Source organism: Serratia sp. LSHTC3, from assembly GCF_057197125.1.
The window spans coordinates 1,031,343-1,049,919 of record NZ_JBXUNP010000002.1; the positions used below are offsets into that span (position 1 = coordinate 1,031,343).

Sequence of the window (18,577 nt, forward strand, 5' to 3'; positions counted from 1 at the left end):
AAATACGCCAGAGGGACTTCTACAGCAGGGCGCGAAATAGACTTTGCATTGGTATGGGTTTGATTCATTGATGGATTTTTTCTGTTGGTTGATATTTTGTTTGATCCATTTTCCGTTTGCCGTTGTCCAATTGCTGGAACAAACAGAATGGCAGGACGCTATGAGCCCCTCGGGTTATCTTTTCTTCTGTCATTAACGGGTGCTTTAAACGGAGGTTTACTGTGGATATTAAACAGAAAGTCAAAAACATGACGCTGGAAGAGAAGATCGGGCAAAAAATCATGCTGGATTTTCGCTACTGGGATCAGAACGGTAGCGGCAATCAGGATATGACCGTTCCCGATGCAGCCATTGGCAAGCTGATCACCGATAACCACATCGGTGGGGTGATCCTGTTTGCCAATAATCTGAAAGACAAGCAGCAGATCAAAACGTTGACGGCCTGGTATGCCGCGCTGAAAACCCACGCGGGCGTTCGTTTGTTTATTGGCACGGATAACGAAGGCGGTAACGTTTTCCGGCTGCCGCGCGGCGACTACGCCTCATTCCCCGGCAATATGGCGCTGGCGGCGGCGATCGAGGGCGGTGCGGATAAACAGCTCGCCGTTGAACAGGGCAAACTGATGGCCCAGGATATGCGCGCGTTGCATATCAATACCAACTTTGCCCCGGTCGTGGACATCAACACCAACCCGTTCAACCCGGTGATTAACGTTCGCGCCTTCAGCGATGATAAGAACACCGTTGCCCGCCTGGCGGAAAACATGGTGGCGGGCATGAAACAGCAGGGGCTGATCACCGCGTACAAACACTTCCCCGGCCATGGCAGCACCTCCACCGACTCGCATACCGGTTTGCCGCGCGTCGATCGTACGCGGGAAGAAGCTTTTGCCATTGATATCGCCCCTTATAAACAGGCCATCGATCGCTGCGCGGCGCCGGATATGGTGATGACTGCGCATATTCAGTACCCCGCACTGGATAACAGCCAGATCGACACCCGCAACGGTGAAAAAATCACGGTGCCGGCCACCATGTCGCGCGAAATCCAGACCCAGATCCTGCGCAATGAGCTGGGTTATGCCGGCGTAACGATTTCAGACGCGCTGGATATGGGCGCGATTGCCGAGCATTTCAGCCAGCAAACGGCGGCTGAAAACGTCTTTACCGCCGGGGTGGATATTGCTCTGATGCCTGTCAGCATCGCCTCGCCGGCGCAGGCGAGCCTGCTGCCCGAGCTTATCCGCTACATTGCGCAGCGGGTGAAAACCGGGCATCTCAGCGAGGCCGATATCGATGCTTCGGTCGAGCGCATTTTGCGCCTCAAATTGCGCCATCACTTGATGGGCCATAGCGATAAACCCTGTTCCCACGACGTTTCGTCCTCCGCGCATCAGCTAGAGAAACGGATTGCCGATCGTTCCATTACCGTGGTTATCAACCGTCAATGTCTGCTGCCGTTAAAGGACAAAGCGCTGCGCTACTTTATTCTGACTCCGTGGGGCGAGCAGGCCAAAGGCATTGCGAACGTGATGGCGCAGGAGGGCTATCAGAACGTCGTGGCCGCGAAGGAAACGGAACTGAGCGACGCCCAGGTCAGGGAACATATTGCCGGCTGCGACGTGTTCTTGCTTGGAACCCTCTCAACCCGCTTTACGCCTGCCGAGCAGGATGGGGTCGTGACCGCCGCAACCGGGGCGGCTAATGACAGCAGTCCTTATCCGGGCTGGCTGAAATACGCCGCCGAGCAGGGGAAAAAATGCGTTCACCTCTCATTGCGCGCGCCTTACGATATCGTGAACTATGCCGCTGACGTGGATGCGGCTGTCGCCACCTATTCTTACTACGGGTATGACAGCGGCGTATGGCGTGGCCCTTCGATGATATCGCTGGCGCAGGTGCTGACGGGGAAAATCAGACCGCACGGAAAACTGCCGGTTAATACCTGGCATGACTACGATGAGCAAACCAATACCGGCAAGGTGGCGTTCCCTCGCGGGACGGGGCTGAGCTGGTGATGGGATAAGGAGAGGCGTCGCCAGAAAGGGCGGCGCCGGTCGCTGGATGGCGTTGATAAAGCGGGCGGTTTCTTGCTCCGCACGCCGCGACATGGGATAACCGTCACTCACGGAAGGAGAACATTTATGCCGACAGGCGCAACAAAACTAGGCGGATGGCTGTTGATGGCCGCCATGCTGGGCGTGAGCGGATGCGCCAAACCCCCTGAGCCGGAAAAGCCTCCGCAGCCTGTACCGCCGGCAACGCCGATGCGGGGCATCTGGCTGGCCACGGTCATTGGCTTGGACTGGCCGCCGGCGGCCTCGCTGAAAGCGGAATCCACGCAAGAGCGGGTGCGTCTGCAGAAGCAGGGGCTGACGGACGCGCTGGACGACATGGTGAAAACCGGGATTAACACGGTGTATTTTCAGGTTAAACCGGACGGCACGGCCCTGTGGCGTTCTGACATCTTGCCCTGGTCGGAGGTATTGACCGGCACCGTGGGCCAGGACCCCGGTTATGATCCGCTGGCCTTTATGCTGACAGAAGCGCACCGACGCGGCATCAAAGTGCATGCCTGGCTGAACCCTTATCGGGTTTCCATGAATACCCGACAGCAAACGATTGATGCACTCAATCATACGCTGCAGTCGCCGCCGGCCAGCGTCTATGCGCTACATCCCGACTGGATACGCACCGCCAGCGATCGCTTCGTGCTCGACCCCGGCCTGCCCGAGGTGCGCAACTGGATCACCGGCGTGGTGGCTGAAGTCGTCAAAAACTACGATGTCGACGGCATTCAGTTTGACGATTATTTCTATTACGAAACGCCGCAATCGCCGCTTGATGATGAAAAGACGTATCGCGCATACGGCAAAGGGTTTGCAGACAAGGCCGACTGGCGAAGAGACAACACGCTGCAATTGATAAAACAGGTTTCCGCCACCGTCAAAGCACTGAAGCCCGCGGTCGCGTTTGGCGTCAGCCCGGCGGGCGTATGGCGAAACAAAGCGGACGATCCTGCCGGTTCGGCGACGCGGGCCGGCGCGCCGTCGTACGATACGGCCTATGCCGATACGCGCCAGTGGGTCAAACTGGGGCTGCTCGACTATATCGCACCGCAGCTGTATTGGCCTTTCGATCGTGAAATTGTTCGCTACGACGTGCTGGCCAACTGGTGGGCCGAGGTGGTGAAAGACACGCCGGTTCGGCTCTATGCCGGGGTGGCGCTGTATAAAGTGGGCACGCCATCGGCCAGCGAGCCGGCCTGGACCGTCGACGGCGGCGTCCCCGAGCTGAAAAGGCAGTTGGATCTCAACGAGAGCCTGCCGGGGATGGGGGGAACCATCCTGTTCCGGCAACGTTATCTGACCGAGCCGCAAACGGACAAGGCGGTGGAGTACCTGCAAACTCGCTGGAAACCCGGTCAATAATCACGGGCTCTGGCATGACGAGCCGCGGCTAACCACCGCGGCTTTTTCCATTCACAGGCGCGCCGCTTCCGGCAGCCGTTTCAGGTAATGCACCACCAGCAGCGCCAGCAATAGCATCAGGCTGATAAACGCCGCCACGCCATTCCAGCCGAAGCTGTGCCAGAACACGCCGCCCAGGGTGCCGGCCACGCTGGAGCCGACGTAATAGCAGAACAGATACAGCGACGACGCCTGTCCTTTGGCGCGGCGCGCACGGCGGCCGATCCAGCTGCTGGCCACCGAGTGGGCGGCGAAGAAACCGGCGGTGAACAGCATCATGCCGATAAAGATCGCCGGCACCTGTGGCAGCGCGGTAATCAGGATCCCGATCAGCATAATCACGATCGACGCCAGCAGCACCGGGCCGCGCCCGAAGCGCGAGGTGAGCGCGCCGGCCTTGGGCGAACTGTAGGAGCCGGTGAGGTACACCACCGACAGCAGGCCGACGATCGCCTGGCTCAGGTGATAAGGATCCGCCAGCAGGCGATAACCGATGTAGTTGAACAGGGTGACGAAGCTGCCCATCAGCAGGAAACCTTCCGCGAACAGCAGCGGCAGGCCCTTATCGTGCCAATGCAGTTTGAAGTTGATCAGCAGGGTGCGCGGGCGCAGCGAGCTGGCGCGAAAATGCCGCGAGGCGGGCAGGATGCGCCAGAACATGCAGGCGGCGGCGAGGGCGAACAGACCGATGACCCCGAGCGAGACGCGCCAGGAGAAGAAGTCGGTCAGCACCCCGGTCACCAGACGGCCGCTCATGCCGCCGATCGAGTTGCCGCTGATGTACAGCCCCATCGAGAAAGCGACGAAGCTGGGGTGGATCTCTTCGCTGAGGTAGGTCATGCCGACCGCGGCGACGCCGCTCAGCGACAGGCCGATCAATGCGCGCATCAGTAAAATGCCGTGCCAGCTGGTCATAAAGGCGCAAATCAGCGTGCAAACCGCCGCCAGCAGCAGCGCCACCACCATCACCGACTTGCGGCCGATGGCGTCGGACAACGGCCCGGTGAACATCAGGCCGATCGCCAGCAGGCCGGTGGAGACCGAGAGCGACAGGCTGCTTTCCGCCGGCGAGACGCCGAAGTCTTGCGACAGCACCGGCAGGATCGGCTGCACGCAGTAAAGCAACGCGAAGGTCGCCAGCCCGGCGGAAAACAGCGCCAGCGTGACGCGCATAAACTGCGGCGTGCCGCGTTCGATATAGGGGAGTTTATTGTTGAGGGTGGAGCGTTTTACTTTTGGCGCAGCGGCCGCGTCATCGTTGGCGGCCAGCGTCGACGGCATCACGGCCGCAGAACGCACAGGGGTTGTCACAGCGTTTCCTTACCGAACTTCGGGGAGATAAACAGACACTTTGCAGATAACAAAATGATAGGGAGCGGCGATTTTTTTGTCTAATATATTAATAATTACAATTAAGACTTTTTAAATATGAATATCGAGTTGAGACACCTGCGTTACTTTATCGCCGTGGCCGAAGAGCTGCATTTTGGCCGCGCCGCCGAGCGGTTGCGCATCTCCCAGCCGCCGCTCAGCCAGCAAATTCAGGCGCTGGAAGAGATGGTCGGCGCGCGGCTGCTGGCGCGCAACAACCGCAACGTCAGTTTGACCCAGGCCGGGGAGATGTTCCTCAAAGAAGCCTATCAGGTGCTCGATCAGGTCGGCCGCGCGGCGGAAAAGGCGGCGCGCCTGGATCGCGGCGAACTGGGGGAAATGACCATCGGCTTTACCTCTTCCGCGCCCTTTATCGGCGTGGTGGCGCGCAGCCTGCGCGCCTTTCGCCAGCAGTCCCCGCAGGTGCACATCAAGATGCGCGAAATCAACACCAAACAGCAGATCGAACCGCTGCTGAACGGCGAACTGGATCTGGGGGTGATGCGCAACACGCGGCTGCCGGAAGCGCTGCACTATCAGCTGCTGCTGCGCGAACCGCTGGTGGCGGTAGTGCCGGAAGGGCATCCGCTGGCGGAAACGCCCGGCGGCGCGCTGCGGTTTCAACATTTGGCGCGGGAGCCGTTCGTTTTCTTCTCGCGCGAAGTGGGCACCGCGCTGTACGACGAAATTCTGCTGCTGCTCGGCAAGGCCGGCATCACCCCGTATATCACCCAGGAAGTGGGGGAAGCGATGACTATCATCGGGCTGGTCTCCGCCGGGTTGGGAGTTTCGATTCTGCCGGCGTCTTTCGCCCGGGTGCGGGTGGACGGCGTGCGCTATTTGCCGCTGGCGGAGCCGGACGCCACCACCGAAGTGTGGCTGGTGCACCACCGCCGGCGGCCGTTGACCGCGGCGGCGCAGTCGCTGATGGCGTTGATGCTGAAATGACGTTGAGCTTGGGCAAATAAAAATCAATTCACGCTGAAATTGCGAGGAATTTGTGCAGCAAATCACATAACGAATCAAATAGTTGACGCTGTATGACAAAAGCCCCACCATAACCCCTAGTCTTTATTTAGAAGCGCGAAAAATAGTAGGAGCCGGTTTGTGATTGCGGTTGGGCAGCCTGGGCATATCGATCAAATCAAACAGACCAATGCGGGGGCGGTTTATCGGCTAATCGATCAACTGGGTCCGATTTCGCGCATCGAACTGTCAAAACGCGCGCAGCTGGCGCCCGCCAGCATCACCAAGATCGTGCGCGAGCTGCTGGAAGCCCATCTGGTCAAGGAAACCGAGTACCAGGAGATCGGCAGCCGGGGCCGCCCGGCGGTAGGGCTGGTGCTGGACACCGAAGCCTGGCACTACCTGTCCGCCCGCATCAGCCGCGGCAGCATCACGCTGGCGCTGCGCGATCTCAGCAGCAAGCTGGTGGTGGAGGAACAGCTGCCGCTGGCGGCCGAACATCCCGAACCGCTGCTGAAGCGCATCCTGACCGAAGTCGATCAGTTCTTTATCCGCCACCAAAGCAAGCTGGAACGGCTGACGGCGATCGCCATCACGCTGCCGGGCATGATCGATGTCCAGTCCGGCGTGGTGCACCGCATGCCGTTTTACGACGTGCTGGAGATGCCGCTCGGCCCGGCGCTGGAAACCCGCACCGGCCTGCCGGTTTACCTGCAGCACGACATCAGCGCCTGGACCATGGCCGAGGCGCTGTACGGCGCCTCGCGCGGCAGCCAGAACGTGATTCAGGTGGTGATCGACCACAACGTCGGCGCCGGGGTGATCACCGGCGGCCATGTGTTGCACGCCGGCAGCCACAGCGTGGTGGAGATCGGCCACACCCAGGTCGATCCCTACGGCAAACGCTGTTACTGCGGCAACCACGGCTGTCTCGAAACCGTGGCCAGCATTGAGAACATGCTGGAGATCGCCCAGCAGCGGCTGAGCGGCTCGATGAGCTCCAGCCTGCACGGCGCGCCGCTGACCGTCGAATCGCTGTGCGACGCCGCGCTGGCGGGCGATCAGCTGGCGCGGGACATCATTCTCGGCGTCGGCCACAGCGTGGGGCGCATTCTGGCTATCATGGTCAACCTGTTCAATCCCGAGAAGATCCTGGTGGGCTCGCCGCTCAACCGCGCGGCGGAGATCCTGCACCCGGCCATCGCCTCCTGCATTCGCCAGCAGGCGCTGCCGGCCTACAGCGAGCAGGTCAAGGTCGAATCCACGCAGTTCTTCAATCAGGGCACCATGCCCGGCGCGGCGCTGGTGAAAGAGGCGCTGTATAACGGTTCATTGCTGGTGCAACTGCTGCAAGGCTAACATCAGAACCTCTTATTAATTCCGCAAAAGATTGAGCTACCTCAAGCCCCTAAGCGGCAGCATCCCCTAGAATTTTTCCGAAATACTTCTTCGCCGCCGGTGCGGCGATACATTGTTAACGGGGCATTCTGGGGCATTTTATTCATGTTGAAGCGTTTATTTGTGACAGGCACGGATACCGACGTCGGTAAAACCGTGGTTTCCCGCGGGTTGATGCAGGCGCTGGCCGCCGAAGGCCGTTCGGTGGCCGGCTACAAGCCGATCGCCGCGCGCTGCCAGGAAACCAGCGAGGGCATCCGCAATAAAGACGCTTTGGTATTGCAGGCATCTTCAACCCTGCCGCTGTCCTACGAGGAGATCAATCCCATCACCTGCCTGGATGAGGTGTTTCATGCGCATGCGACCGAGGACATCAACTATGGCGTGATGAGCAGCGGTCTGCGGGATCTGTCGGCCAAAGCCGATACGGTGGTGGTGGAAGGCAGCGGCGGTTGGCGGGTGCTGATGAACGATCTGCGGCCTTACGCCGAGTGGGTGGTGCAGGAACAGCTGCCGGTGGTGCTGGTGGTGGGCATCAAGCTGGGCTGCGTCAGCCACGCGTTGCTGACCGCACAGTCGATTATCAACGACGGCCTGCCGTTGCTGGGCTGGGTCGCCAACCGCATCAACCCGGGGTTGGCGCACTATGCCGAAACCATCGCGGCGCTGCAGCAGCGCATTTCTGCGCCGCTGCTGGGTGAAATTCCGTACCTGCCGCGCGCGGAGCAGCGCGAACTGGCGCACTACCTCGACATCTCCACGCTGCTGCGCTAGCGCGCTCAGGCCAGGAAAGGGGCCAACAAACGGGCGGAGACAAACAGCCCCAGGCCGTACACCGTATGCACCAGCAGGCTGATGATGCGGCTACGCGTCGGATTGGGGGGGTTCGCCGCCGCCACGCCAAAGCCCAACGCCGGCTGCATCACGAAGAAGGGCGCCGCCAGGCTCAGCCAGCCGCTCAACAGCGCGACCAGCGGCGTCGGCGCGGCGTACCACGCGATGCCCGCCAAGCCGAGCGGGATAAAGGCGAAGGCGACGCCGATCGCGTAGTGCAGCAGCCATCCCATCGCTTTTTCTCCCCGCCGCACCGGCGCAGCCATGATCGGAGCGTGATAAAACCGGCCGTCGAACAGGCCGATAAACCAGCGGCCGACCAGCGCGTAGTTAAGGGGCGGGATGCCCAGCACGCGCTTTTGCACGATGGCCCACAGATCGGTGCACAGCGTGGCGCCCACCCCGGTCAGCAGAATCATCAGTAAAATTTCTGTCGTCATTTTCGTGTCCTTAAAGTCACTCATGGTGTAATGTGCGCACAGTGTGCAACTTAAAGTCGACTTCAAGTCAATGGAAAAAGAACTGGATATTGGCGAGGTGGCGCGTTTGAGCGGCATCGCGCCCTCGGCGCTGCGGCATTACGAGAAAAAGGGGCTGATCGCCTCGATAGGCCGCAACGGTTTACGTCGCCAATACGCCGCCGGCGTGCTGGATCAACTGAAGCTGATCGCCCTTGGGCGGCTGGCGGGATTTACGCTGGATGAGATCGCCTCGCTGTTTGACGATCGAGGGCGCATCGCCCTCGATCGCCGGCTGCTGGCGGCGCGGATTGAAGAACTGGATCGCACCCTGCGGCGTCTGGGGCAGGTGCGCGCCGGTTTGCAGCACATGGTCGATTGCCCTGAACCGGAGCACCTGCAGTGCCCGCAGTTCAGGAAGCTGCTGCAGCAGGGCGAGTTTTAAGCCTCGCGTTTGGGCGGCGGCGCGGTGTGGTAGACCGATACCGGCCGCAGGCCGCGCGACACGGTGGTGGCGATCACGCAGGCCAGCAGAATGCCGGGCAGCAGCGCGTATTCGCCGGTCATTTCAAACACCATCAGCGCCGCCATGATCGGCGCATGGGTGGTGGCGGCCAGCAGGGTAGCCATGCCGGTCAGCGCCAGCAGCAGCGGCACCGCCGCATCCATCCCCGGCCACAGGCCGAACAGCTGGCCGATCATCGAACCGAGCGCGGCGCCGACGAACAGCGTCGGGGTGAAGACCCCGCCGGGCGCGCCCGACCCGCTGCTGGCGAGGATCGCCAACAGCTTGCATACCAGGATCGCCCCCAGCAGCAACACCCCCGGCGGCGCGATCAGCAGCGCCTGCACCACGCTGTAGCCATTGCCCCATACCTGCGGGAACAACAGCGAAAGCAGCCCAACGATCAGGCCGCCCAGCGCCAGCTGCAGCGGCGGCTTCAGGCGAAGCGATCGGAACGCGCGGCCGGTGGCGGTCATCAACCATAAAAACAGCGGCCCGCCGGCGCCGGCCACCACGCCGACCAGCGCCATCAGCAGGTATTGCGTCGGCAAGGGGGCGGCGAGCGGCGTCACCAGGTAGAGCGGCGCCTGGCCGCCGTTGAGCAGGTTGGTCATCAGCAGGGCGCTGACCGCGGCGATCACCACCGGGCCGAGCGAGGCCAGCATCAGGGTGCCGAACAGGATCTCGGCGATAAACAGGCTGCCCGCCAGCGGCGCATGATAGGCGCTGGCCATCCCGGCGGCGGCGGCGCAGGCCACCCACAGTTTCCATTCTTTCTCGTGCGTAAAGCGCTGGGCAAACAGCGAGCCCACCAGCGCTGCCAGCAGGATCATCGCGCCTTCACGGCCGATGGCGCTGCCGCTCGACACCACCAGCAGCGACGCCAGACACTTCACCAGGCTGGCGCCGGTGTCCAGCTTGCCGTTGCCGGTCTCGATCGCTTCCATATAGTCGGTGGGCGCCGCCGGGCGCTGGTGGCGGTAGCGCTGGTGAACATACAGCAGCAGGCCCGCCGCCAGCCCGCCCAACGCAGGCGTCAGGGCGCGCCGCCAGCCGGGCAGCGCGGCGGCGGCGGCCACCAGACTGCCGTCGGCATTGCCGAGCAACAGCCACTCGAGGCCAATCATCGAACGGTGGAACAGCCACACCGCCAGGGCGGCGGCGACGCCGATGAACACGGCGATAAACAGGCTGCGCAGCAGGGCGCGATAGTGGTGCAGGTGGACCAATCTTTTCATGCGTGGGCGGCGTCGTGAGAAAAATCAAAGGGTCATCAGCGCATTGTGCTTGGCGCTCCGGCCGATGACCAGTGAATCTTTATCAAACTGCGGCATGGGCGGGGCGGTCGGCGCCCCGGCGGGGGTTATTGCGGCGTCAGCACCCGGCGCGTGCGGCCGGAGCTAAGGTAGTCAGCGATATAATCCTGCGAGATTTCGCCGCTGTAGCGGCCGTCTTCATCGACGATCGGCATCCAGGACGTATTGTGCTCATACAGCTTCGACAGCACCACGCGCAGGTTCTCTTCCGCGCGGGCGGTGACGCGAAAGCGGTGCAGGCTGTCGGCGCATACCCCCGGCGCACCGCGCGCCTCGCGGCGTTTGACGTAACCCAGCGGTTTGCCGTCGGCGTCCACTACCGTCACCGAACGGGCGTCGATATCGTCCATCAACCCGAATGCCTCTGTCAGCGGCGTTTCCCGGCGTACCGTCACCGTCTCTTGTTGGTCTGCCACGTCGCCGGCCTGCACCAGCAGCAGGCGCTTCAGCGTGCGATCCTGGCCGACAAAGGAGGCGACGAAGTCGTTCGCCGGGCGCGCCAGCAGCTCATCGGCGCTGGCGTTCTGCACGATCTTGCCCTGGCGGAACACCGCGATGCGATCGCCGAGCTTCAGCGCTTCGTCGATGTCGTGGCTGACCAGCATCACGGTCTTCTTCAGCTGACGCTGCATGTCGAGAAACTCGTTCTGGATGGTTTCGCGGTTGATCGGATCCACCGCGCCGAAGGGTTCATCCATCAGCAGCACCGGTGGATCGGCCGCCAGCGCACGGATCACGCCGATGCGCTGCTGCTGCCCGCCGGACATCTCTTTCGGGTAGCGGTGCAAAAAGCGCTTGGGATCCAGCGCCACCATACTCATCAGCTCCTCGGCGCGATCGTGGCAGCGTTTTTTGTCCCAGCCCAGCATGCGCGGCACCACGGTGATGTTCTCCTCGATGGTCATGTTGGGGAACAGGCCGATCTGCTGGATGACGTAGCCGATTTTGCGGCGCAGGCTGACGGTATCCAGCGCGCTGGTGTCTTCGCCGTTGATCAGAATGGTGCCGCCGGTGGGTTCGATCAGGCGGTTGATCATCTTCAGCGTGGTGGTTTTGCCGCAGCCGGATGGACCGAGCAGCACGCAGATTTCGCCTTCCGGCACGTCCAGATTGATGTTGTCGACGGCGTTGAACGGCGTGCCGTTCTTTTGCATGAACTGTTTGGTCAGATTTTCCAATTTAATCATGAGCGGATCCCCTTGGGCGTGAGCGCAATTTGCAAACGGTGCAATAACCAATCGAGGACGATAGCCAGCAGGCTGATCATCACGGCGCCGGTAATCAACTGGCGGATGTCGCTGCTGCTGATGCCGTTGAGCAGCAGCAGGCCGAGGCCGCCGGCGCCGATCACGGCGGCTATCGCCATCACGCCGATATTCATCACCACGGCGGTGCGAATGCCGCCGAAAATGACCGGCAGCGCTACCGGGATCTCCACCCAGCGCAGGCGTTGCCAGAACGTCATGCCGATGCCGCGGCCGGCTTCGCGCAGCCCGCCGGGCAGGTTGTCGAGCGCGGTGTGGGTGTTGCGCACGATCGGCAGCAGCGAATAGAGGAACACCGCGGTGATCGCCGGCACGTAGCCGATGCCGTGGCCGATTAAGGAAAACAGCGGGATCATCAGCCCGAACAGGGCGATGGAGGGCACGGTCAGCACCAGCGTGGCCAGGCTCAGCACCGGCGTCGCCAGCCATTTGTGGCGGACGATCAGCACGCCGAGCGGCACGCCGATCAGGATCGCCAGGCCGACGGCGATGCCGACCAGCAGCAGGTGTTCCAGCGTCAATCCGGCGATATAGGCCCAGTTTTGCCAGGCGTAAAGTAAGGTATTCATCATGCCTCCTAAATCAGGCCGCGCTGCTTGAGGAACGCGTCGGCGACCTGTTGCGGCGTCTGGTAGTCGATATCCACTCTGGCGTTAAGCTCGGTGATCACCTGATTGTTGAACTGTTTCGACAGCGTGTTCAGCGCCTCCTCCAACCCCGGCGTGTTTTGCAACACGTCGGCGCGCACCACCGGCGTGACCGCATAGCTCGGGAAATAGCCTTTATCGTCTTCCAGCACCTGCAGATCGAAGCCTTTCACCCGGCCGTCGGTGGTGTATACCAGCCCGGCGTCGACGAAGCCGTCGCGGATGGCGTTGTAGACCAGGCCGGGATCCATCTGGCGGATTTGCGGGCGATCCAGCGGCATGTCGTACAGCGTCTGCATCGGCTTCAGGCCGTCCGAGCGGCCGGCGAACTCCAGATCCAGCCCCAGCAGCCAGTTGTGTTTCGGGTCGGTTTTACGCACCTGTTCCACTTTGGCCACCAGCTGCGACATCGTGCGGATCTGCTCTTTTTCCGCGCGCCGGCGCTGCATGGCGAAGGCGTAGGTGTTGTTCATGTCCGCCGGCTGCAGCCACACCAGGCCGAGTTTGGCGTCGAGCTTTTTCACCGTGTCGTAGGTTTCCTGCGGCGACATGCGCTTATTGATGTGGTTAAAGATGATCAGCGAGGTGCCGGTGTATTCCCAGGTCATGTCGATCTGCTTGTTGATCATCGCGTTGCGGGTGATCACCGTAGCCAGATTGGTCTTGGGTTCGACCTGAAAACCCTTGGCCCGCAGGTATTGCACGGTGATCGCCGACAGAATGCGCTGTTCGGTAAAGTTCTTGCTCGCCAGCGTCAGCGGGGCGGCCCAGGCGGCCGCGCCGGTCATCAGCAAGGAGAACAGCAGCGCGTGGCGGAGTCGTTGTAACCATCGAGTCATCGCGTTTCTCCCATCAGGATGCGGTGTGCGGGCTGAGCCGGCGGCCGAGACCGGCCAGCGCCAGATCGAGCAGCAGGGCGATCAGCGCGGTGGCGGCGGCGCCGAGGATCAGCGTCGGGAAGTCGTTCAGGTAGATGCCGGGGAAGATCAGCTCACCATAGCTGCTGGCGCCGATCAAAAACGCCAGCGGCGCGGTGCCGACGTTAATCGCCATCGCGATGCGCACCCCGGCGAAGATCACCGGCAGGGCATTGGGCAGTTCGACCTGGCGCAGCCGCTGCCCGGCGGTCATGCCAATACCGTTGGCGGCCTCGACCAGCGCCGGCGGCACCGAACGCAGGCCGGCATAGGTATTGCGCACGATAGGCAGCAGCGAGGCGAGGAACAACGCCACCACCGCCGGCCGGTCGCCGATGCCGATGATCACCATCGCCAATGCCAACACTGCCAGCGGCGGCAGGGTGTTGCCGACGTTAAAGATCTGCATCACGTGCTCCGCCCAGCGGCGGGCGAAAGGGCGGCTCAGCAGGATACCGCTGGGAATGCCGACCAGCAGCGACAGCAGCATCGAACACACCACCAGGAACATGTGCTGCTGACCGAGGTAAATCAAATCTTCCCGGCGCGACTTGAGGGTTTCCCAACCGATGCCGTAAACCAGCAGCGCGATGACGGCGATAAACAGCAGGCTCCCGAGGAGCAGGCGCCGGTATGGCGCTGACTTGTGCATGATGTTGCGTCCTCCGTTGCGCGGAGCGGCCGACGAGACGGCGCATTCCGCTCTGATTGTTACCCACGGCCCGGCGGGCGTGGCGGTACAAAACGGGCGTTTCGCATGAGGTTAGCGACATTGAGCGAAGGGTGCGTTCGGCACAGCGTGCTGAACGTAGGCTCAATACGTGAGTTAATCAGCATAAGATACTGATATTTAAACCCGAGAAAGCACGAAGCCCAAAGGCGCCGGCTAGGGAAGGTATAGCACCCTGTCGTTGACCGTGCCAAGTTTTATGAACAAAATCAGCTGATTGAGTTTGCCCGTATTGGCGCCGCAGCCCGCGTCAGCGCTGGGATGCGGGTAAAGTGAAAAAAATCCACGGCAAAACGTTACGCCGTAACAGTTAGTCCAAATGGTGCGATTCGCCGCCGGCAAAGGCAGGATGTGAGGGCGGATAGACTTGGCGCTGGCGCTTGCTGATATACTCAGGGAAAATAAAAACGCCAGGAAACCTGCATAACGCCATGACAAATAACGTTTCACCCGCACCCATTGCCCACCGCCCGCTGATCCTGATCGCCTGCATGCTGGCGATGTTCATGTCGGCGATCGAAGCCACCATCGTCGCCACCGCCATGCCGACCATCATCGGCGATCTCGGCGGTTTCTCGCTGCTGGGCTGGGTGTTCGCGGTCTATTTGCTGGCGCAGGCGATCACCATTCCCATCTACGGCCGGCTGGCGGATCTCTACGGCCGCAAGCGGGTGTTCTTCTTCGGCGCGACGCTGTTCCTGCTGGGATCGGTGCTGTGCGGCTTCGCCCCCGACATGTATTGGCTGATCGGCTTCCGCTTATTGCAGGGATTGGGCGCCGGCGCCATCATGCCGATCGCGTCCACCATCATCGGCGACATCTACAGCGCCACCGAGCGGCCGAAGGTGATGGGCTACCTGTCGAGCGTGTGGGGCGTATCGGCGATCATCGGCCCGCTGCTGGGCGCGTTTATCGTGCAACACCTGCCGTGGGCGCTGGTGTTCTGGGTCAACCTGCCGATCGGCCTGTTGGCGATGCTCTTCCTCTGGCGCTATCTGCCGGCGCATCAGCAGTTGCGGCGGCACGCGCTGGATCTGGCGGGCACCGCCTGGTTGACGCTGTTCGTTTCCGCGCTGCTGCTGGCACTGTTGCAGATGGAAAGTCTCGGATGGTGGGTGGCGCCGCTGCTGGCGCTGGCGGCGGCGTCGCTGGCGCTGCTGATCCGCCAGGAGCGGCGCGCGGTTGAGCCGCTGTTCCCGCTGGCGCTGTGGCAAAGCCGGGTGATCGTCGCCGGTAACATCGGCGGGCTGGTGATCGGCGCGGCGATGATGGGCATCAGCGCCTTTCTGCCCACCTTCATTCAGGGCGTGATGGGGGGCTCACCGCTGGAGGCGGGCACCACGCTGGCGTTGATGTCGATCGGCTGGCCGCTGGCCAGCACGCTGAGCGGCCGTTTGATGCTGATGACTTCGTATCGCGCCACGGCGCTGTTGGGCGCGCTGCTGCTGGTGGCGGGCGGCCTGATCCTGCTGATGTTGCAGCCGAACGGCGGTCTGCTGTGGGGCCGGGTGGCGGCGTTTATGGTCGGCGCCGGCATGGGATTGTGCAACACGACGTTTCTGGTTTCGGTGCAGAACGCGGCGCATTACAGCATTCGCGGCATTGCCACCGCCTGTACAGTGTTTACCCGCATGGTGGGCTCGGCCATCGGCACCGCGATTTTGGGCGCCACGCTGAACCTCAACCTGCAGTGGCGTTTGCCGGAGATTGACGATCCGGTGCAGCGGCTGATGGAGCCGGCGGTGCGGCACAGCATGGGGAGCGAAGCGCTGGCGCAGCTTATCCAGCAGGTGGCGGCTTCGCTGCATTGGGTGTTCCTGGTATCGGCGTTGGTGTCGTTGCTGGCGCTGGCGGCGGCGATGCTGATCCCGGCGCGTTGTCGGCCGCAAGGCGAAGAGGAAGAGGCGGAGCAGGCGTAAAGGAAAAGGAAAGGGCGCGGCTGTTGCGCGCCCTGGGTAGCCGATGCGGCTTACTGCGCGTTGGAGGTGTCCTGGCTGGTGCCGGTCTGCGCCGCGTCACCACTATCGTCGCCGTTGTTCAGGCGGGTATAAACGATCTTCTGGGTGTCGTTTTCGCAGTGGCCGACCACCTGGCCGCCCGCTTGATCGGCCTGATCGTTAGGCACGATCTCCAGTTTGAAGCCGGACTCCGGAACGCCGTTATTGACGATTTTTTGCGAAATGTCCGCTTTCACGCTTTCACAGGAGGCCAGAGCCGCCAATGGGGCGCCGGCCAGCAAAACAGCGGTTAATATCAGCGTTTTCTTCATCACGTCATCCTTTTAGACAATGAACTTCCTGTAACAGGATAGCAGCAACGGCGGCCGGGTTTCACGCTTGCCCGCCCGCCGCAGGCGGATTAAGGATTAATCCGACGCCCGGTCTGGCGATCCAGACATTTACGGGTGTCCGGTTCCCAGTACGCGTTGACGTTGTTGCTGTCGTTGCAGCGGTCTTCGTCATCCGCCGCGCGATCGGCCTTGTCGAACTCTTTCTCGACGCGAGTGTTGACCTTGTGGCGCAGGGATTTGGTATCATTCCACTGCTCTTTGCTTTGGCGCGCTTCTTCGGTGCTCATCGCGCCGCTGCCTTTGCCATCGACGGTGACGCAGGTACTGCCCTGCGTGCAGGTGGCGGCCAGCGCCGGCGCCTGCCAGGCGCCCATAACGGCCAGCATGGCGACCGGCAGCATCCCGCGCAGCAGTCGTTGGGTCGAAAATGTTTTCATCGTTTCATCCTTATGAGTGAGTGCGCCTGATGATGGCGACACTGGCGTTACCTCGCCCGCAGGCGTGGTGATAAATATACCACTGCGCTCCTGGAATTCACCAGCCAAGCGCCGATTCGTTTACTTTACCGAGAGAAAACTGCGACCGATGTTAAAAACCACGCTGTTGTTTTTCGCCACCGCCCTGGCTGAAATTATCGGCTGTTTCCTGCCTTACCTGTGGCTGAAGAAGCAGGGCAGCGCCTGGCTGCTGCTGCCGGCGGCATTAAGCCTGATGCTGTTTGTCTGGCTGTTGACGCTGCATCCGGCGGCCAGCGGGCGGGTCTATGCGGCCTACGGCGGTGTGTATGTGGCGACTGCGCTGCTGTGGCTGCGGGTGGTTGATGGGGTGAAGCTGTCTGCGCTGGATTGGGTCGGCGCCGGCGTGGCGCTGGCGGGCATGCTGATTATCGTTTCCGGCTGGCGCGCGGCCTGAGGAAACGCGGCGGGAGTTGCCTCCCGCCGTCGCGGCTCAGGCGCCGCGGTGGATGTTCAGCCCGGCGAAGGACTGGCTGACCGGCATCATTTCCAGCGTGTTGATGTTGACGCGCGCCGGCAACGTCGCGACCCAGAACACCGACTCGGCGATGTCTTCCGGCGTCAGCGCATCGGCGCCTTCGTAGGTTTTGTTGACCTTGCCGTCATCGCCCTTGAAGCGCACGTTGGAGAACTCGGTGCCGCCCACCAGGCCCGGTTCGATATCGGTCACGCGAATGCGCGTGCCGTGCAGATCGGCGCGCAGGCCCAGGCTGAACTGTTTGACGAACGCCTTAGTGGCGCCGTACACGTTGCCGCCGGCGTAAGGCCAGTTGGCGGCGGTGGAGCCGATGTTGATCACGTGGCCGACGTTGCGCTCGACCATGGCCGGCAACAGCGCGCGCGTCATGTTCACCAGCCCTTTGGCGTTGGTGTCGATCATGGTTTCCCAGTCATCGGCGTTGGCCTTGTGCGCCGGCTCCAGCCCCAGCGCCAGCCCGGCGTTGTTCACCAGCACGTCGATCTGGCGCAGCTCGGCCGGCAGTGCTTCGATCGCCTGTTGAATGGCGGCGCGGTTGCGCACGTCGAGCCGCACGATGTGCAGCGCTTGGCCGAGTTCTTCCTGCAGCTCTTCAAGACGCTCAAGGCGGCGCCCGGCGGCGATCACCTGGTGGCCTTCACGGATAAAACGGCGCGCGATCGCCTCGCCGAAACCGGAGGTGGCGCCGGTAACAAAAATAATCATGTTGCTGTTCCTCAACTGTTTTTACCCTACATGCCTCTATCATTAGCACAAACCCGCAGGCAGTGGCAGGGGTTATCACGGCGGAAAGCAAAAAAGATGACACCGGGCCGGCGGCCCGATGCTGACTAGCGCTGAGGCGGCAGGTGATACACCACGGCGTCATACTTGATGCGCTCGCAACGGCCGGCCAGCACGCCGCCCAGCGACTCGACGAGGCGGCGACTGGCGGTATTCTGCTCGGCCACCGGGTAGAGAAAGTGCGGCGGCTGAAAGCGCTCGCTGGCCCAGCGCGCGATGCCCTGTACGATTTCACGGCCGTAGCCCTGGCCATGCAGGCTCTCTTTAACCCAGATGCCCAGCTCCGGGGTGTGGCTGCGCAGATTATGTGCGCCGCCGACGCCGACGAACTGCCGGTCTTCGCGCCGACGGGCGACGAAGATCACTTCTTCACCTTCGCGCATCAACGGCAGCCAGCCTTGCCAGACGTTGGCGAAATCCTCCGGCGACGCCTCCGGCTCAAAGGTCATAAAGCGCGTCAGAGTGGGGGTGATCGCCTGGTAAACATCGTCGGCGTCTGCTGCGGTAAAGGGGGCAATCAACAAACGGTCGGTGTCAACGCGGCACTGAGAAAGGTCATTATGATTCATCTTATTCCCTCGCTTTTCAGGCCAGAATGGCAAAAAAATCCGCGCCCATAAGTTGGGGCGGATCG

The 18,577-nt window shown here is 62.0% G+C and carries 19 protein-coding genes; 8 read left to right on the forward strand and 11 right to left on the reverse strand.

Annotated elements, in window-relative coordinates:
• Positions 1-221 precede the first annotated feature (221 nt).
• Together AC2CGI_RS12265 and AC2CGI_RS12270 are read left to right on the forward strand one after the other, a co-directional pair.
• Positions 222-2,018 (forward strand): glycoside hydrolase family 3 protein, encoded by a 1,797-nt coding sequence (locus AC2CGI_RS12265; RefSeq protein ID WP_076740258.1) that lies wholly within the window; start codon positions 222-224, stop codon positions 2,016-2,018.
• Positions 2,019-2,144: 126 nt separating this feature from the next.
• Entirely contained in the window at positions 2,145-3,431 is a 1,287-nt protein-coding gene (locus tag AC2CGI_RS12270; protein WP_015377776.1) for a glycoside hydrolase family 10-like protein, read from the forward strand.
• Between the two features lie 51 nt (positions 3,432-3,482).
• Here the strand turns inward: AC2CGI_RS12270 and AC2CGI_RS12275 are convergent, their stop codons facing one another.
• A complete protein-coding gene (locus AC2CGI_RS12275) occupies positions 3,483-4,751 on the reverse strand; it encodes an MFS transporter (RefSeq protein WP_031300458.1) in 1,269 nt (422 codons plus the stop codon).
• Positions 4,752-4,898: 147 nt separating this feature from the next.
• Between AC2CGI_RS12275 and AC2CGI_RS12280 the strand changes: the two genes are divergently transcribed.
• The 3 genes from AC2CGI_RS12280 (at position 4,899) to bioD (ending at position 7,979) form a co-directional block, all read left to right on the forward strand.
• Positions 4,899-5,789: a LysR family transcriptional regulator gene (locus AC2CGI_RS12280; RefSeq protein WP_004938523.1), complete on the forward strand. Its 891-nt coding sequence runs from the start codon at positions 4,899-4,901 to the stop codon at positions 5,787-5,789.
• Between the two features lie 159 nt (positions 5,790-5,948).
• A complete protein-coding gene (mlc, locus tag AC2CGI_RS12285) occupies positions 5,949-7,166 on the forward strand; it encodes a sugar metabolism global transcriptional regulator Mlc (protein ID WP_004938526.1) in 1,218 nt (405 codons plus the stop codon).
• Positions 7,167-7,310: 144 nt separating this feature from the next.
• On the forward strand, positions 7,311-7,979 hold the full coding sequence (bioD, locus tag AC2CGI_RS12290; RefSeq protein ID WP_004938529.1) for a dethiobiotin synthase: 669 nt from the start codon (positions 7,311-7,313) through the stop codon (positions 7,977-7,979).
• 5 nt (positions 7,980-7,984) lie between these two features.
• Here the strand turns inward: bioD and AC2CGI_RS12295 are convergent, their stop codons facing one another.
• Complete coding sequence (locus tag AC2CGI_RS12295) at positions 7,985-8,479, reverse strand: DUF2938 family protein (protein ID WP_076740257.1); 495 nt, start codon at positions 8,477-8,479, stop codon at positions 7,985-7,987.
• 70 nt (positions 8,480-8,549) lie between these two features.
• Here AC2CGI_RS12295 and AC2CGI_RS12300 point away from each other — a divergent pair, with 70 nt between their 5' ends.
• A complete protein-coding gene (locus AC2CGI_RS12300) occupies positions 8,550-8,942 on the forward strand; it encodes a helix-turn-helix domain-containing protein (protein WP_015377779.1) in 393 nt (130 codons plus the stop codon).
• On the opposite strand, the gene clcB is transcribed toward AC2CGI_RS12300, so the two are convergent.
• From clcB to AC2CGI_RS12325, 5 genes are all read right to left on the reverse strand, one after another.
• Entirely contained in the window at positions 8,939-10,240 is a 1,302-nt protein-coding gene (gene clcB / locus AC2CGI_RS12305) for a voltage-gated ClC-type chloride channel ClcB (protein ID WP_033633138.1), read from the reverse strand. The genes AC2CGI_RS12300 and clcB overlap by 4 nt on opposite strands.
• Positions 10,241-10,365: 125 nt before the next feature.
• Complete coding sequence (osmV, locus tag AC2CGI_RS12310; RefSeq protein WP_021505258.1) at positions 10,366-11,505, reverse strand: osmoprotectant ABC transporter ATP-binding protein OsmV; 1,140 nt, start codon at positions 11,503-11,505, stop codon at positions 10,366-10,368.
• Positions 11,502-12,152 carry an osmoprotectant ABC transporter permease OsmW gene (gene osmW, locus AC2CGI_RS12315; protein ID WP_004938544.1) on the reverse strand — a complete coding sequence of 217 codons (651 nt, stop codon included), beginning with the start codon at positions 12,150-12,152 and terminating at the stop codon, positions 11,502-11,504. Before osmW ends, osmV begins: the two co-directional genes overlap by 4 nt.
• An 8-nt stretch (positions 12,153-12,160) precedes the next feature.
• The gene (locus AC2CGI_RS12320) at positions 12,161-13,018 is read right to left on the reverse strand and encodes a glycine betaine ABC transporter substrate-binding protein (RefSeq protein ID WP_242517256.1); all 858 of its coding nucleotides are present in this window, start codon (positions 13,016-13,018) and stop codon (positions 12,161-12,163) included.
• A gap of 64 nt (positions 13,019-13,082) precedes the next feature.
• Positions 13,083-13,799: an ABC transporter permease gene (locus tag AC2CGI_RS12325; protein ID WP_004938551.1), complete on the reverse strand. Its 717-nt coding sequence runs from the start codon at positions 13,797-13,799 to the stop codon at positions 13,083-13,085.
• A 509-nt stretch (positions 13,800-14,308) separates the two neighbouring features.
• Between AC2CGI_RS12325 and AC2CGI_RS12330 the strand changes: the two genes are divergently transcribed.
• Complete coding sequence (locus AC2CGI_RS12330) at positions 14,309-15,796, forward strand: MDR family MFS transporter (protein ID WP_076740255.1); 1,488 nt, start codon at positions 14,309-14,311, stop codon at positions 15,794-15,796.
• 50 nt (positions 15,797-15,846) lie between these two features.
• Here AC2CGI_RS12330 and AC2CGI_RS12335 read toward each other — a convergent pair whose 3' ends face one another.
• A complete protein-coding gene (locus AC2CGI_RS12335; protein WP_004938557.1) occupies positions 15,847-16,146 on the reverse strand; it encodes a DUF1161 domain-containing protein in 300 nt (99 codons plus the stop codon).
• 89 nt (positions 16,147-16,235) lie between these two features.
• Positions 16,236-16,604 carry a DUF1283 family protein gene (locus AC2CGI_RS12340; RefSeq protein ID WP_004938560.1) on the reverse strand — a complete coding sequence of 123 codons (369 nt, stop codon included), beginning with the start codon at positions 16,602-16,604 and terminating at the stop codon, positions 16,236-16,238.
• 148 nt (positions 16,605-16,752) lie between these two features.
• Between AC2CGI_RS12340 and AC2CGI_RS12345 the strand changes: the two genes are divergently transcribed.
• Entirely contained in the window at positions 16,753-17,079 is a 327-nt protein-coding gene (locus AC2CGI_RS12345; protein WP_004938563.1) for a YnfA family protein, read from the forward strand.
• A 36-nt stretch (positions 17,080-17,115) separates the two neighbouring features.
• Here the strand turns inward: AC2CGI_RS12345 and ydfG are convergent, their stop codons facing one another.
• Together ydfG and AC2CGI_RS12355 are read right to left on the reverse strand one after the other, a co-directional pair.
• Positions 17,116-17,865, reverse strand: coding sequence for a bifunctional NADP-dependent 3-hydroxy acid dehydrogenase/3-hydroxypropionate dehydrogenase YdfG (gene ydfG, locus AC2CGI_RS12350; RefSeq protein ID WP_016927858.1), 750 nt, complete (start codon positions 17,863-17,865; stop codon positions 17,116-17,118).
• 125 nt (positions 17,866-17,990) lie between these two features.
• The gene (locus AC2CGI_RS12355) at positions 17,991-18,512 is read right to left on the reverse strand and encodes a GNAT family N-acetyltransferase (protein WP_004938571.1); all 522 of its coding nucleotides are present in this window, start codon (positions 18,510-18,512) and stop codon (positions 17,991-17,993) included.
• Positions 18,513-18,577: the final 65 nt, after the last annotated feature.